This window comes from Thalassospira sp. ER-Se-21-Dark, from assembly GCF_017922435.1.
Lineage (GTDB): Bacteria > Pseudomonadota > Alphaproteobacteria > Rhodospirillales > Thalassospiraceae > Thalassospira.
Window position 1 is genome coordinate 474,763 of record NZ_VDEZ01000001.1, and the last position, 14,481, is coordinate 489,243.

General features: G+C 55.3%; 15 protein-coding genes. 9 read left to right on the forward strand and 6 right to left on the reverse strand.

Annotation, left to right across the window (positions count from 1 at the left end; genetic code table 11):
• Positions 1-114 precede the first annotated feature (114 nt).
• Positions 115-1,317 (forward strand): aspartate transaminase, encoded by a 1,203-nt coding sequence (locus FHI25_RS02005; protein WP_210514563.1) that lies wholly within the window; start codon positions 115-117, stop codon positions 1,315-1,317.
• Positions 1,318-1,471: 154 nt separating this feature from the next.
• Complete coding sequence (locus tag FHI25_RS02010; RefSeq protein WP_210514566.1) at positions 1,472-2,278, forward strand: alpha/beta hydrolase; 807 nt, start codon at positions 1,472-1,474, stop codon at positions 2,276-2,278.
• Between the two features lie 38 nt (positions 2,279-2,316).
• On the opposite strand, the gene FHI25_RS02015 is transcribed toward FHI25_RS02010, so the two are convergent.
• From FHI25_RS02015 to FHI25_RS02025, 3 genes are read right to left on the reverse strand one after another with little or no spacing between them, the layout of a single operon-like run.
• The gene (locus tag FHI25_RS02015; RefSeq protein ID WP_210514570.1) at positions 2,317-3,399 is read right to left on the reverse strand and encodes an ABC transporter substrate-binding protein; all 1,083 of its coding nucleotides are present in this window, start codon (positions 3,397-3,399) and stop codon (positions 2,317-2,319) included.
• Positions 3,396-4,739 carry a sensor histidine kinase gene (locus FHI25_RS02020; protein WP_210514573.1) on the reverse strand — a complete coding sequence of 448 codons (1,344 nt, stop codon included), beginning with the start codon at positions 4,737-4,739 and terminating at the stop codon, positions 3,396-3,398. Before FHI25_RS02020 ends, FHI25_RS02015 begins: the two co-directional genes overlap by 4 nt.
• A gap of 43 nt (positions 4,740-4,782) precedes the next feature.
• The gene (locus tag FHI25_RS02025) at positions 4,783-5,454 is read right to left on the reverse strand and encodes a response regulator transcription factor (RefSeq protein WP_064787357.1); all 672 of its coding nucleotides are present in this window, start codon (positions 5,452-5,454) and stop codon (positions 4,783-4,785) included.
• 184 nt (positions 5,455-5,638) lie between these two features.
• Here FHI25_RS02025 and FHI25_RS02030 point away from each other — a divergent pair, with 184 nt between their 5' ends.
• The 3 genes from FHI25_RS02030 to FHI25_RS02040 all read left to right on the forward strand — a co-directional run bounded on the left by FHI25_RS02030 (position 5,639) and on the right by FHI25_RS02040 (position 8,636).
• Positions 5,639-6,604, forward strand: coding sequence for a tripartite tricarboxylate transporter substrate-binding protein (locus FHI25_RS02030; RefSeq protein ID WP_210514577.1), 966 nt, complete (start codon positions 5,639-5,641; stop codon positions 6,602-6,604).
• Between the two features lie 78 nt (positions 6,605-6,682).
• Positions 6,683-7,123 (forward strand): tripartite tricarboxylate transporter TctB family protein, encoded by a 441-nt coding sequence (locus FHI25_RS02035; protein WP_064787359.1) that lies wholly within the window; start codon positions 6,683-6,685, stop codon positions 7,121-7,123.
• A 10-nt stretch (positions 7,124-7,133) separates the two neighbouring features.
• Positions 7,134-8,636, forward strand: a complete 1,503-nt coding sequence (locus FHI25_RS02040; RefSeq protein ID WP_210514580.1) for a tripartite tricarboxylate transporter permease — start codon at positions 7,134-7,136, stop codon at positions 8,634-8,636.
• Positions 8,637-8,717: 81 nt separating this feature from the next.
• Here the strand turns inward: FHI25_RS02040 and FHI25_RS02045 are convergent, their stop codons facing one another.
• Both FHI25_RS02045 and FHI25_RS02050 read right to left on the reverse strand, forming a co-directional pair.
• Positions 8,718-9,254, reverse strand: a complete 537-nt coding sequence (locus tag FHI25_RS02045; RefSeq protein WP_008889484.1) for a carboxymuconolactone decarboxylase family protein — start codon at positions 9,252-9,254, stop codon at positions 8,718-8,720.
• Positions 9,255-9,435: 181 nt separating this feature from the next.
• Positions 9,436-9,963, reverse strand: a complete 528-nt coding sequence (locus tag FHI25_RS02050; RefSeq protein WP_008889483.1) for a peroxiredoxin — start codon at positions 9,961-9,963, stop codon at positions 9,436-9,438.
• 165 nt (positions 9,964-10,128) lie between these two features.
• Between FHI25_RS02050 and FHI25_RS02055 the strand changes: the two genes are divergently transcribed.
• Genes FHI25_RS02055 through FHI25_RS02070 form a run of 4 tightly spaced genes read left to right on the forward strand, consistent with a single transcriptional unit; the run spans position 10,129 to position 13,665 of the window.
• Positions 10,129-11,052, forward strand: coding sequence for a LysR substrate-binding domain-containing protein (locus FHI25_RS02055; protein WP_064787363.1), 924 nt, complete (start codon positions 10,129-10,131; stop codon positions 11,050-11,052).
• Positions 11,053-11,106: 54 nt separating this feature from the next.
• Complete coding sequence (locus FHI25_RS02060) at positions 11,107-12,072, forward strand: rhomboid family intramembrane serine protease (RefSeq protein ID WP_120224358.1); 966 nt, start codon at positions 11,107-11,109, stop codon at positions 12,070-12,072.
• A 36-nt stretch (positions 12,073-12,108) separates the two neighbouring features.
• Positions 12,109-13,149, forward strand: a complete 1,041-nt coding sequence (locus FHI25_RS02065) for a zinc-dependent alcohol dehydrogenase family protein (protein ID WP_210514583.1) — start codon at positions 12,109-12,111, stop codon at positions 13,147-13,149.
• Positions 13,150-13,152: 3 nt separating this feature from the next.
• On the forward strand, positions 13,153-13,665 hold the full coding sequence (locus tag FHI25_RS02070) for a DUF2478 domain-containing protein (protein ID WP_210514586.1): 513 nt from the start codon (positions 13,153-13,155) through the stop codon (positions 13,663-13,665).
• Between the two features lie 9 nt (positions 13,666-13,674).
• Here the strand turns inward: FHI25_RS02070 and FHI25_RS02075 are convergent, their stop codons facing one another.
• Positions 13,675-14,412, reverse strand: a complete 738-nt coding sequence (locus FHI25_RS02075; protein ID WP_210514589.1) for a GMP synthase — start codon at positions 14,410-14,412, stop codon at positions 13,675-13,677.
• Positions 14,413-14,481 lie beyond the last annotated feature (69 nt).

The window sequence follows — 14,481 nt, forward strand, 5'->3', positions numbered from 1 at the left end:
AAAGGCGCACTTACGACCACAAACTGCCTTGAATTGGAATTAAGGCAGGCGTAGGGTCCGAACCGAAAGAACACGATTCTTTTCACTTCTCATAAATTCCAGGGAAACAGACCAATGGCGTTCATTGCCGACCGTTTGAGCCGTATCAAACCCTCTCCCACCATTGCTGTCACCACCAAGGCTGCCGAACTCAAGGCTGCTGGTGTTGATGTGATCGGACTTGGCGCAGGTGAGCCGGATTTCGATACCCCCGACAATATCAAAGAAGCCGCCAAAGCGGCGATTGACGCTGGCAAGACCAAATACACTCCGGTCGCCGGCACGCCGGAGCTTCGCAAGGCGATTGTCGAAAAGTTCAAACGTGAAAACGATCTGGAATATACCATCGACGAAATCACCGTCGGTTGCGGTGGCAAGCAGACCCTGTTCAACGCGTTCTTCGCGACCCTGAACCCGGGCGACGAAGTCGTCATTCCGGCACCATACTGGGTATCTTACCCGGACATGGCGCTGATGGCCGAAGGCACCCCGGTCATTGTTGAATGCCAGGAAGAAAACGACTTCAAAATCACCGCCGCCGAACTTGAAGCCGCGATCACCCCGAAAACCAAATGGGTTGTTCTGAACTCGCCGTCGAACCCGACCGGTGCGGCCTATTCGCGTGCCGAACTGCGTGCGCTTGCCGACGTGCTTCTGAAACATGAAAACGTCTACATCATGTCTGACGACATGTATGAGCACCTTGTCTATGACGGTTTCGAATTCACCACCATCGCCCAGGTCGAGCCGAAGCTGAAGGACCGCACGCTGACCTGTAACGGTGTGTCGAAATCCTATGCCATGACCGGCTGGCGCCTTGGCTATGCAGCAGGTCCGGTCGAGCTGATCAAGGCTATCAACAAGGTTCAGTCACAGTCGAGCACCCATACCTCGTCGATCAGCCAGGCGGCTTCGGTCGAAGCACTCAACGGTACGCAGGACTTCCTGGCAGAACGTGCTGAAGTGTTCAAAAAGCGTCGTGACCTTGTGGTTGCAGCGCTCAACGAATGCGAAGGCCTGTCATGCAAAACCCCGGAAGGCGCGTTTTATGTCTATCCGTCCTGCGCGGGCGCGATTGGCAAAACCACCCCGGATGGCAAGAAAATCGAAACCGACACCGACTTCGTCACCTACCTGCTTGAGGCAGAAGGCGTCGCGGCGGTTCAGGGGTCGGCATTCGGCTTGGCACCGTATTTCCGCATTTCCTATGCGACCTCGGACAATGCCCTGATCGAAGCCTGCAAACGCATCAAACGTGCGTGCGCGGCCCTGAAGTAAGGTCTGCTGTCCCGGTTTTCGGGATTAAATCGTATCAAACAGGGTCCGGCACTTGCCGGGCCCTGTTTTTTTGGTCATGATCACAATTAAATAATTACGCACCAAATTACCGATAAATCATCCGAACAACGCCCCAACAAAGATTGCCCCTCACATGAAGATCGAAAATTTCTATGCCACCGTGAACGGTATCAGCTTGTCATGTCAGCAGATCATCCCGGACGACGTCCGCCCCGATGCGCCAACCATCCTGATGCTGCACGAAGCCCTTGGCACGATCCGCATGTGGCGTGATTTCCCGGCCAAGCTGGCGACCGCGACCCGTCATCCGGTGGTTGTCTATGAACGGCGCGGCCATGGCAAATCCGACCCGCACGCGGTTGGCGATATCCCGCGCGCGATTGATTTCCACAACACCGAAAGCGATGTCTATCTGCATGGCCTGATCAACGAACTAGACCTCACCAAGCCGATCCTGTTTGGTCATAGCGACGGGGCGACCATTGCGCTGAAATACGCTGCACGCTTCCCGGACGATGTGACGGCGGTAATTTCCGAAGCCGCCCATGTTTTTGTCGAGGATGTCACGGTTGCCGGCATCACAGAGGCGGCAAAAATCTATGCGACAACGGATTGGAAAACCAAACTGCAACGCCACCACTTTGCCCAGACCGATGATGTCTTCCGCGCCTGGGTCGATACCTGGCGCCAGCCGGAATTCCTTGACTGGAACATGGTAGATGAACTGGCCAACATCACCTGCCCGCTTCTGGTCATTCAGGGAGATGACGACCAATTCGGCAGCGACGAACAGGTCCACACCATCTGTGCACTTACCGGTGGCCCGGTGACCAAAATGCTGATCAAGGATTGCGGCCACATCCCGCATTTCGACCAACCCGAACAGGTGATCAAGGCCAGTCTCAAACATCTTGGCCTTACCGAATATGTTGAAGGCTAAGTCATCAAACGCCTTGCCTCACATTACGGCGTTTGGGATTAATCGGACTGGGATGACGGACTTGCTGTACCGCCACTCCACAAGATCGAAGATTCCCAATCTTCAAGGAAGCTCTTCTTCTTGAGCTCGTCCTGAAAGCCCAGCAAGCCGATCCCCAACTTCACCCGGAATACCGGGATGTCTTCCAGATGCGGGGTAAGCACCGTTTCGACATTCTGATTGATCGGAATAAGTGCCGAATTGTTTGCCAGAACCTGCTGGCCTTCGCGCGACAGCAAAAAGTCGATGAACAGTTGCGCCTGATATTTGGCGCGGGACGTCTTGGGTACAAAGGCCGTGCGGCTCATTGTAATGGTGTAATCGCGCAGGAAATACACTCCGATATCCGGGTTTTCCCGTGCCGCGGCCATGGCATAGGACCCGATCACGTTATAGCCAAGTACGAGTTCCCCAGTCGCAACGCGGTCGAGAATTTCCGACGAACAACAAAACAACTTTGCGCCTGCGCGACCGAATGTTTCGGTCAGACGTGATGTCTGGTTGTTCTGAATGGCATCCTGAGTGGCAAAGAAATATCCGATCCCCGATTGGCGAATGTCATAGGTGCCAATCTTTCCACTGAACAATTCCGGATTGTCACGCACCATATTGGACAGATCGGTATGTGAAACCGGGCTCTCCAATCCTGCAAACGCCTGCTTGTTATAAACAAGTGCCGCCGGCTCAAAGGAAAACCCGTAAAGCTCGTTGCGCCACTGGGCCCAACTAGGTATCGCATCGACGTTTTCCGGCTCAAACCGATAGGCCAGCCCCTCATTGACCAGTTTGACCTGCAAATCCATCGCCGGACTGATGATCACATCGGCTTCCATTTTCGGGTTATCAATATTGTACATGACAACCTGATAAAGCTCGCTGGTATTGAACTCGCGATAGACGACGTCAATGTCGGGATATTTCGTTTCAAACACCTTGATAAAGGTCTCCACCGCCGAGGTATCAGTCGCCGACCAGACATGCACCTGAACACGGGCAAGGGCCTGCCCGCCCCAAAGCATCGCCAAAACCAGAACCGCGACCTGCACGCGAACGCGCGAAAAGTGTGCGAAAAATACCGTCATTCTTGCCCCCCTTCGATCACGGGAAACACCATTTCGACACGCAACCCGCCAGCGGGCGACTGCCCCAATATCAGTTCCGCATGATGCCGTTCGGCAACTGCGTTAACGATGGCAAGTCCAAGACCGGTACCGGTACTCAGACTTGAAAACCGTTCCAGCACGGATACGTGTTTCCCGACATCAATTCCCGGCCCGTTGTCATCAACGATCAGGTGACATTTTTCATCCGATTTGCGCACCAGGATATCGATCTTATGCGGTGCCTTTCCGTGTTTGATGGCGTTATCCACCAGATTGCGCAACGCTTCGCGAATGCCAATTTCATCAAGCATTACAAACACCTGATCATCGGGCGCTAGGTCACTTTCGATGGAAAATTCCGTATCATATTTAAGATAATCGCGAATGATGTCGCCAAAGGCAGTGCGCACCACATCAATCAGAACCTTGCGCGCCAGTGGTGTATTGTCTGCCCGATGAATGATCATCGCGTGCGATAACAGCTGGTTGGTCAGACGAATTGTTCTTTGCGCCTGTTCTTCGGCCTGCTTGATACGCGCCTGCTGCTGATCTGCGTCCGACTGGCGACTAGCACTTTCAAGCAATCCTTGTAACGCGCCAAGCGATGTACGGGTTTGATGCGCGACATCGGCAATAAAGGCCTGCGCATTATCAAGGCTTTTCTTGTGGCGAAGGATCAAACCATTGATCGAACGTGTCAGACTGGCGACTTCGCGCGGCGGCGTGATCTCGATTGGTGAAAAGTCGGTCGGTTCGCGATGCCGCAACTGGCGTTCGATCCCGATCAGGGGCGAAAGTGCACGGTTAATCCCAAACCAGACAAATCCCAGTCCAATGGCCGTTACCAACAACAGTAACGCAATCGCATTGATCATCATTTCGCGCGCAAAGGCGTCTCTGGCAATTCGGGTTTGTCCGATCTGAACAACCACCCAATCGCCATACCCCGCCCCGGCGAGAAACCGCCCCTGAAGCAGGAAGCGCACGTCTTCACCGCTGTAATGGGTATCAAAAAATACCGGCTGGTCGGTTGGCTTATATTGCTCGGGCTGTGGCAAATTCCCAGACCCGGTAAGGGTTTTGCCATTGGCAGTAAAAATGCGATAGAAAACCCGGTCGCTTTCGGCCAGACCGATCAATTCCAGTGCCGAATAGGGAATTTCGACACTGGGCCCGGTTGGCGTCACCAGTGTACGTTCCAGAATGGCAAACGCCGCACCACTCAAAAGCCTGTCATAGGAATGGTTCGCGGCATCGCGTGCGTAACTCCATATCCCCACCGCGATACTGACAAGAATGATCGCAAATCCAACCGCCATGCTGGTCAAAAGCCGCTGGCGCAAAGAATGAAGTCTGGCCGTCTTATTCATCCGCAATATGGGCAATATACCCAAGCCCCCGAATGGTCTTGAGGATAATCGGCCCACCTGACAATTTCTTGCGCAATCGGGTGACCATCTGCTCGACCGCATTCATGCTCGGCGCTTCATCAAACGAATACACCTTGTCTGCCAGATCTTCCTTGGTCAGAACCCGTTGCAGATTGCCGATAAAGATCTCAAGCAGTTGCACTTCGCGGTTACGCAATTCAATATCGCGACCGTCAATCGTTGCGACTTTTGATGCCCGATCAAACACAAGGTTTCCGGCGCGAAATTCATTGGATGCCGCCCCGCTTCGACGGCGGATAAGGGCGCGGCAGCGTGCCGCAAGTTCACGCAGATCGACCGGCTTGACGATGTAATCATCTGCACCGCCATCAAGCCCGATCAAGCGGTCATCGATTTCCGACCGCGCTGTCAGGATCAGGACCGGGGTGGCATCCCCGCGGGCGCGCATTGATCGTAAAATTTCAAACCCGCTACGGCCCGGCAGATTGACATCCATCAGAACAAGATCGAACTGCTTGTGACGCAGCAAATCGTTTGCAAGCTCGCCATCATGCTCGCAATCGATGGCATGACCATCCGCGTGCAAACGATCCATGATCGTTTCCGCCAATGTTTCATTATCTTCAATCAAAAGAATACGCATGGCCGGATATTAGGCGTGCTTTGGGTTTCTTACAATTTGTTACACTCGATGTCAGCTTCAAGTCAGGAAGGAGTCAGCCTCCCGTCAGCATACCGTCAAGGCAATGTCAGTCTCGTGGCGTATAGCAGATATGCGGATCGAACATTGATGCGCGTAAAGAATAATCCAATGGGAGGATACAACTATGAAAAAGCTGTTCGCAGCTACCGTTGTCATGGCCGGTTGCCTATTTGGCACTGCGCATGCCGCAGACATTGAAAAACCCGAATGCATTGCCCCGGCTAAACCGGGTGGCGGTTTTGACCTGACTTGCCGTGTTGCCCAGGCTGGCGTCGGTGACAAGTTGGGTGACCCGATGCAGGTGACCTTTATGCCGGGCGGCATTGGTGCGGTTGCCATCACCCTTTTCAACACCACCCGTACTGATGACCCCAATGCCATCGTTGCATTCTCGTCCGGTTCACTTCTGAACATTGCGACCGGCAAATACGGTGAGTGGACTGAAAACGACGTTCGTTTTCTTGCTACTGTTGGTGCTGATTTCGGTGCGGTCATTGTCCGTGCAGACAGCGAATACAAAACCCTTGATGATCTGATGAACAAGATCAAGGAAGACGAAGGCAGCCTGGCAATTGGCGCCGGTGGTTCCGTTGGTTCGCAAGACTGGATGAAAGCAGCGCTGCTTCTTAAGTCTGTCGATCGTGATCCGCGCAAAATGATCTATGTCGCCTATGATGGCGGCGGCGATGCCCTGACCGGCCTCCTGGGCGGCAGCATTGATGTCTATACCGGTGATATCGGTGAAATGACCGCACATCTTGGCACCGGCGAGCTGCGTGTTCTCGCTGTCATGTCTCCGGAACGCCTCGACGAGCCGTTCGCAGACATTCCGACCACCAAGGAACTTGGCTACGACGCGGAATGGACCATCATGCGTGGTTTCTACATGGGTAAAAACGTCGATGACGAAGCCTATGACAAATGGGTAGCAGCGTTCAAAGAAGCCTATGGCACTGAAGAGTTCGCTAAAATCCAGAAAGACAAAGGCTTGCTGCCGCTCAACATTGCGGGCAAGGACCTTGATGACAACGTCAAGGAACGCATCAAGAAGCTTCGCGAAATCGCAAAAGAAGCTGGCCTGATCCAGTAATCGCCAAACATGTCGGTCCCCCGTTTCCGAACGGGGGGCCTTCGGTTTTTCTAGCGTTCCCTAGGCCGGAGATCTCCGATGGCTGATCGCCTCTTTGCCCTGTTCGCCCTGATCGCTGGCGGCATTTATACCTATGTTGCCTTTTTCGTTATCAAGGCCCCTTTCCAGTATGACCCGCTTGGACCTGAAACATGGCCGCAGGTGCTGGCTGTTGTCTTCCTGCTGTGCAGCCTCTACGTCCTTGTGCGCCCGGATCACATCCAGTTTGCGCTGGGTCGCAGTGTTTGGTTTCGCTTGCTGATGCTGGTTGTGATGCTCGCAGGCTATGCAGAACTATACCAACCACTCGGTTTTGTGATTTCGACCGCGCTGTTTTGCTGCCTGCTGTCGGTCATGCTGGGTGCAAACCGCCTGCATGCTGTCGCCTTTGGATGTGCGACCGGCATCTTCGGATATGGCATTTGTGACTATTTGCTGGGCCTGAACCTGCCAGAAGGTCTGCTGGCACCGCTTTTGTGAGTTTATCCCCATGAATGAAGTTCTAAGTGGCCTAAGCGGCGGTTTTGGCGTCGCACTGATGCCTTTGAACCTGTTGCTCGTCCTGATCGGCTGTTTTGCCGGGACGCTGATTGGTGCGCTGCCCGGTATTGGTCCGATCAACGGTGTCGCCATTCTGCTGCCCATCGCCTATAGCCTGGGCCTTCCACCTGAATCGGCCCTGATCCTGCTTGCTGGCATCTATTATGGCGCGGAATATGGCGGGCGTATCTCGTCCATTCTTTTGAATGTACCCGGTGATGCGGGTGCTGTCATGACAACGCTTGATGGCAACCCGATGGCCAAACGTGGCGAAGCCGGACGTGCGCTGTCAATCTCGGCTATCGCGTCGTTTGTCGGTGGCACCGTTGCCGTGATTTTGATGTCGCTGTTTGGTCCGTTCCTGGCCAAATTCGCACTGACCTTTACGCCAGCCGACTATGTCGCGTTGATGGTCTTTGCCTTCGCAAGCCTGTCCTCGCTGGTTGGTAAGAACCAGGTCAAAACGCTGATGGGGGCGGCTATCGGCTTGATGCTGGCAACCGTCGGCATTGATGCAAATACCGGTGTCGCACGCTATACTGGCGGCATTCCCGATATCCTTGCCGGCTTTGACTTCCTTGTTGTCGTGATCGGTTTCTTTGGCATGGCGGAGTTGATCCACCTTGTTGAACAACAGGTTTCCGGCAAATTGAAACTGCTCCCGATCGGCAAAAGCTTTGTCAGCTGGAAAGACCTGATGCAGATCCGCTGGACCATGTTGCGGTCCTCGATCATCGGATTTGTCATTGGCGTCTTGCCCGGTGTTGGCGCATCTGTTGCCTCGGCTGTGACCTATGGCACCGAAATGCGTATGGCCGGTGAAGACCGCAAGAAATTCGGTACCGGCGATCCGCGGGGTCTGGCCGCACCTGAGTCTGGCAACAATGCCGCGGCCGGTGGCGCGATGGTGCCGATGCTGACCCTTGGTATTCCGGGGTCGGGTACGACGGCTATTCTGCTCGGTGCGTTGATGTTGTTTAACGTCACCCCCGGCCCGCTGATGTTTGAACAGCGCCCGGAAATCGCCTGGGGCCTGATTGCGTCGATGTATATCGGCAACCTGGCGCTTTTGGTAATCAACCTGCCGCTGGTGGGTCTGTTTGCCAGAATGCTGACCATTCCGCAGAAATATCTCAGCCCGCTGATTGCGGTTCTGGCCTTCATCGGCGTCTATTCCGTGGTTGGTAACCCGTTTGATCTGTTCCTGATCATCGCATTCGGGATTTTCGGCTGGGTCTTGCGCAAACTGGAATTCTCGCTGGCCCCGATCATTCTGGGCTTCGTGCTGGGTCACCTGTTTGAAGACAACCTGCGCCGTGCACTTTCGATCTCGCGCGGGGACTGGTCGATCCTGGTTTCAAGCTGGGAAAGCATTGGTCTGTATGTGATGGCTGTGTTGATTGTCGCACTGCCCGTCATCGTCGGTCTGCGCAACAGGCACAAAGCCAAATAAACTGTCCTTGCCGGATACAAACTGAAAGAGGGCGTCGTAATGACACCCTCTTTTTTTGTCTTGATGGCAGATGTTTGGCGGTTATTCGGCCAATGCATCCTCGGCATCAATCACGACGGCAACCGCATGAATTACCGATGCGATGCGGATGGCGTTCTGGATGGTTTCCTTTTTAACGCCAGCGTTCTTCAACACCTTGTCATGGCTGTCGATGCACATGCCGCAACCGTTGATCGCTGAAACCGCGATCGAAAACAGTTCGAAGTCGGCCTTATCAATGCCCGGCTTGCCGATGATGTTCATGCGCAGGCGAGCTGGCATGGTGCTGTATTCTTCATCCGATACCAGGTGGTTGAACCGGTAATAGATGTTGTTCATGCCCATGATGGCCGCCGCACCCTTGGCAGCTTCAATCGCCTCAGGCGTCAGTTTTTCTTTTGCTTCTGCGGCAACGGCCTTGGTCAGTTTGGCGTTGCGCGATGCAAAGGCACACGCAAGGGCGGTGCCATAAACCTGCTGGTCGGTCATGCCCGGATTGTTGGCCATGCTCGAAAGGTTCAGCTTAAGGTCCTTGGCATAGGCCGGCATGGAGTCCTTGATTTCAACGATCGACGTCATGGAAAAAATCCTCTGAAGCTGTCTGAAACGATAAACGCGTAATTCAATAACAAATGGGGGGATTATCAGCCGTGGCAGTGCCGCACTTGGTCGGGCGCACATTGCGCAAGTCGGCAAAAGTCACAGGCTGAAAGGCGGGATCGGGCCAAGACCCGATCCCGCAAATAGGTCCGGACTGAACTTACAGGGTTTCGTCGCCCTGGTTCCAGTTGCACGGGCAAAGTTCGTCGGTCTGCAGGGCGTCGAGAATACGAAGCGCTTCCTGCGGGTTACGACCAACGTTCAGGTCATTGACCTGTACGTGACGGATGATGTTGTCCGGGTCGATGATGAAGGTCGCGCGGAGCGCAACACCGGCGTCTTTCGCCAGAACACCAAGGGCGGTCGAGAGTTCTTTTTTCTCGTCAGCCAGCCATACGAACGGGCTGTCACCCAGGTCTTCGTGGTGGGTACGCCATGCAGCGTGCACGAAGTCGGTGTCGGTCGAGCAACCCAGAAGAACCGCGTCACGGTCTTCGAAATCACCATTCAGTTCGCCGTAACCAACGATTTCGGTCGGGCAAACAAAGGTGAAGTCTTTCGGCCAGAAGAACAGGATCTTCCATTTGCCTTCATAGGACTTGTCGGTAACCGGTGCGAAGCTGTCCGGGGTTTTGCCCGAAACGCCGGTAAGATTGAATTCTGGAAGCGTATCACCAACGGTAAGCATTATGGTTACTCCTAACCCAGTTTGTAAAAACAACGAGCGGCCCCCGACAGGCCGCAAAAACTTTTGTGTGCAGTTGCAAAAAATGCACTGCTTGCTAGCGATTTGTAGAGAAATGCATTACCTAAGACAAATAGATAAAACTTGGATTCTTGATAGGAAAAATTTATGGCTGCCCAACCAAGCATCAAGCAGCTCAAATACCTTGTTGCGCTGTCCGAAACCGGACATTTTGGCCGCGCTGCAGAGACTTGCTTCATTACGCAGCCAAGTTTGTCGGCTGCGATAAGCGAGCTCGAGAACCTTCTGGGCGCCCAACTGGTCGAACGCAACAAGCGTCAGGTCCTTATGACGCCACTCGGTGAAGAGGTCGTCTCGCGGGCGCGAAATATCCTTCAGGAAGTTGATGAATTAACCACCATGGCGCAGGCCGCCTCCGACCCGCTTTCGGGCCCGATCCATATCGGTGTGATCCCGACCATCGGCCCCTATCTGTTGCCCGATGTGATGGCCGCCCTCAAGGCGGGCTTCCCGAAGTTGCAGCCGCTTCTGCGCGAAGACCAGACCGCCAAGCTGGTGGAACTTCTGATGGCGGGCAAACTTGACCTTGCCCTGATCGCTCTGCCGATTGATGAAAACTGGCTCGAAGAGTTCGAGCTGTTCGAGGACCGCTTTGTCTTTGCCTGCGCGCCGAACAATCCGCTAACGCACAAAAAGCATCTCGAAATCAGCGACATCAAGGATGAAAAACTCCTGCTGCTCGAAGACGGGCATTGCCTGCGCGATCAGGCACTGGAAGTCTGCCAGAAGGCAGGCTGGAACAAGTCGGCTGATTTCCAGGCCAACAGCCTGTCGACATTGGTTCAGATGGTCGGGGCCGGCATCGGTGCCACACTGTTGCCGGAAATGTCGCTTGAAGTCGAAGCCCGTCGGCCGGATCTGCTTAAAATCGTTCCGTTTGAAAATCCGGTGCCGATCCGGCGCATCGGCATGGTCTGGCGGCGCAGCTCTGCCCGCAAGCTGGAATATCGCCAGCTTGCAGCCTACCTGCGTGATCGCCTTGCCCCGCGCGATCAGGCCGTGGTTGCCTGATCGGCAGCCCGTTGGCCGCCGTACCACTTAGGACACAGACAACAGACATAGCCAATGCTGCCGATCAAGGACAACAACCCGACCACCATCACGCCATGGGTCACCTACGCGATCATTGCGATCAATGTCGTGGTGTTTCTGGGCACCGTCACCCTTGATCCGCGCGCAGCCATCCTGGTGAACCTGCAATATGGTGCCATCCCGGCCGTGCTGTTTGGTCATGCCGAACTGCCACCGGGCTTTTCGCCCTTCCCGGCCGGTTTCGGGTTCCTGTCGATCTTTTCGGCCATGTTCATGCATGGCGGCTGGATGCATCTGGGCGGCAATATGCTTTATCTCTGGATCTTCGGAAACAATGTCGAAGACTCGATGGGTCATTTCCGCTTTCTGATCTTTTATCTTGCCTGTGGCGTTGCCGCTGCCCTTGGGCACGGGTTGCTTGATACCCAGTCGGAAATCCCCATGATCGGGGCATCCGGTGCGTTGGCCGGGGTGCTGGGTGCTTATTTCCTGCTCTATCCCAAGGCGCGCGTGCTGGTCTGGTTCTTCTGGGTGTTTATTTTTTATGTCCCGGCCGTGGTCGTCTTGGGCTTTTGGTTTATCACTCAGGTGATCAATTTTGGCAGCGGTGCTGGCGGGGGCATTGCATGGGTTGCCCATATCGCGGGCTTTGTCGCAGGCGTCGCCCTGATCCCGCTATTCAAGCACCGCAATGTGCCACTGTGGCATGATGGTTCCCCCGCACCGGCCTTTGGCATCTATCGCCCCGGCCGTAAAACGCGTGGCAGCACATCGAACATCCCGCCCTGGGCGGCCGCCTACGAGGCAGAGCGCGCAGCCAAACGTGCCAATATGCGCCGTGATCAGCGTGGCCCTTGGGGTAAAGAGGGCGAGGAGCGCGATGCATCCCCATGGGGCCGCTATCAGCCGAAATCGTCACCAAAACCAAAATCCAAACCATCGGTTGGCGTCCCGAAAGTTGTCCGCTTGCATCCGGACCGCAACAAGGACGATACTTAGGCCAAAGAAAAAATATCGTCCCAGGAGGATACCGTCATGCGCGCAGCCTACTTCACCGAATATCAGGGCCCGATCGAGGTTCAGAATGTCGCCGACCCGACCCCGCAAAATGGCGGTGTGGTCATCAAGGTAGAGGCCACCGGCCTGTGTCGCAGTGACTGGCATGGCTGGATGGGCCATGATTCCGATGTTCAGGTCCCCCATGTGCCGGGCCATGAGTTTGCCGGCACCATCGTTGCAGTCGGCAAGGACATCAAACGCTGGCAGGAAGGTGATCGTGTCACCGTGCCGTTCGTATCTGGCTGCGGTCATTGCCCGGAATGCCATAGTGGTAATCATCAGGTCTGCGATCATCAATTCCAGCCGGGCTTTACCGGCTGGGGCAGCTTTGCCGAATATGTCGCGATTGATTATGCCGATACGAACCTTGTCCGCCTGCCCGATGAGATGGATTTCGCAACCGCCGCCAGCCTCGGCTGCCGCTTTGCCACCAGCTTCCGCGGTGTGATTGATCAGGGCAAGGTTTCTGCTGGTCAAATCGTCGCCGTCCATGGCGCGGGCGGTGTTGGCCTGTCGGCGATTATGATTGCCGCCGCTGCTGGTGCCTATGTCATCGCGGTCGATATTGATGATGCCAAGCTCGACTTCGCCAAGGAAATCGGCGCCAACGCGGTGTTAAATGCCCGCGCAATCGATGACATCCCGGCCGCGATCAAGGACATCACCCGGGGTGGTGCGCATGTGTCGGTTGATGCACTGGGAAGTGCTGTGACCTGCTTTAACTCGGTCGCATCCTTGCGCAAGCGCGGCAAACATATTCAGATCGGGCTTATGACCGGTGACCATGCCCATGCCAAAGTGCCGATGGATCGCGTTGTTGCCCATGAACTTGAAATTCTCGGCAGCCACGGCATGCAGGCATTTCGCTATGACGCGATGCTCGACATGATCCTGTCTGGCAAGCTTGCCCCGCAAAAGCTGATTGCTGATCGCGTCACCCTGGCAGAGGGTGCAACGGCACTTATGAATATGGACAGCTTCTCCTCGACCGGCGTCACTGTGATTGATCGGTTCTGATCCATGCTGGTCGGTATTGCCTTTCAGCCCAAAGACCCGATTGATGATCTTCTGGCCGGGATTGCCGACACCATGTTGGCAAACGGCAAGTCAGTTGCCGGATACGTTCAAAAGCGCCGCAAGGATGCCGATTGCGGAACCCTGGTGCACGTCCGCAATCTGCGCAGTGGCGATGAAATGCCTATCACGAAAAATCGCGGCAAAATGGCCAAGGGCTGCAAGCTGGATGGCGATGCACTTTCGACCTTGGCCGCACAGCTTGCCCGCGATGTCGAAGCCGGATCCGACATCCTGATCATCGCCCGCTTTGGCCGGAGCGAGGCCGAGGGCCGCGGCCTGCGTGATGTGATTTCACGCGCGCTGGATCTGGAAATTCCGGTTCTGGTCGGGGTGCGCGATGAATATCGCGATGCGTGGGATGCCTTCCATGGCGGCTATGCCGATGCACTCGCGCTTAACACCCAAGCCATCGAAAACTGGCTGTCGGAAGCACGCGCAGATACGGTGGCTGTCTAAGAATAGCCGTCAGTTGCTCTGCCCGACATCGCAGGACATGCGGTTCTTGACCAGAACCTTCTCGGCAAAGCGTTCAAACCACGCCCCGAACGCCGCATCATATTTTGCCCGCCCGGCCCGCTGGGTATCGGGGCATTGTGCGTTCGGGCGGTCGGTCTTGTCGGCCGCATTCGAAAGCCAGCGTTCATGGGCTTCATCATCCACCTCGGGGTGGAACTGAATGCCCCAGATGCGCTCGTCAATGTGATAGGCCTGATGGGGGAATGTCGGGCCGGTCGCGATCAATTCCGCCCCGTCGGGAATGCCAAACCCTTCACTGTGCCAGTGATAAACCATCAGTTCATCGGGAAACAGGTGCTCGCCGGCTTCTGTCGCCTGCACCGGGTAATAACCGATTTCGGTCATGCCTTCGGGATGGGGCACAACATCGGCACCAAGATGGCGCGCCATCATCTGCGCGCCAAGGCAAATGCCAAGATACATCGCATCACTGGCCACCACATGCGGCAACCAGTTCATGATCGCACGCACATTATCCAGATGATCGTCATTGGCACTCATCGGGCCGCCAAACACGACAACCAGATGATATTTGCCAAGATCAGTCGGAAGCGGGTCCCCTTCCCCGGGACGGCGAATATCGAACTCAAACCCGTAGCGGCGCATCACCGTTCCCAACCGCCCCGGCTGTCCGGTGGCAGAGTTGAAAACAAGTAGAATGCGGTTTTTCGGGCTCAGATCGTTCATGCGGTCCTCATTGCTGCATTAGCGAAGGTAGACTGCACCACGCCGTTTTGACAAGCCCCGCGTCACCAA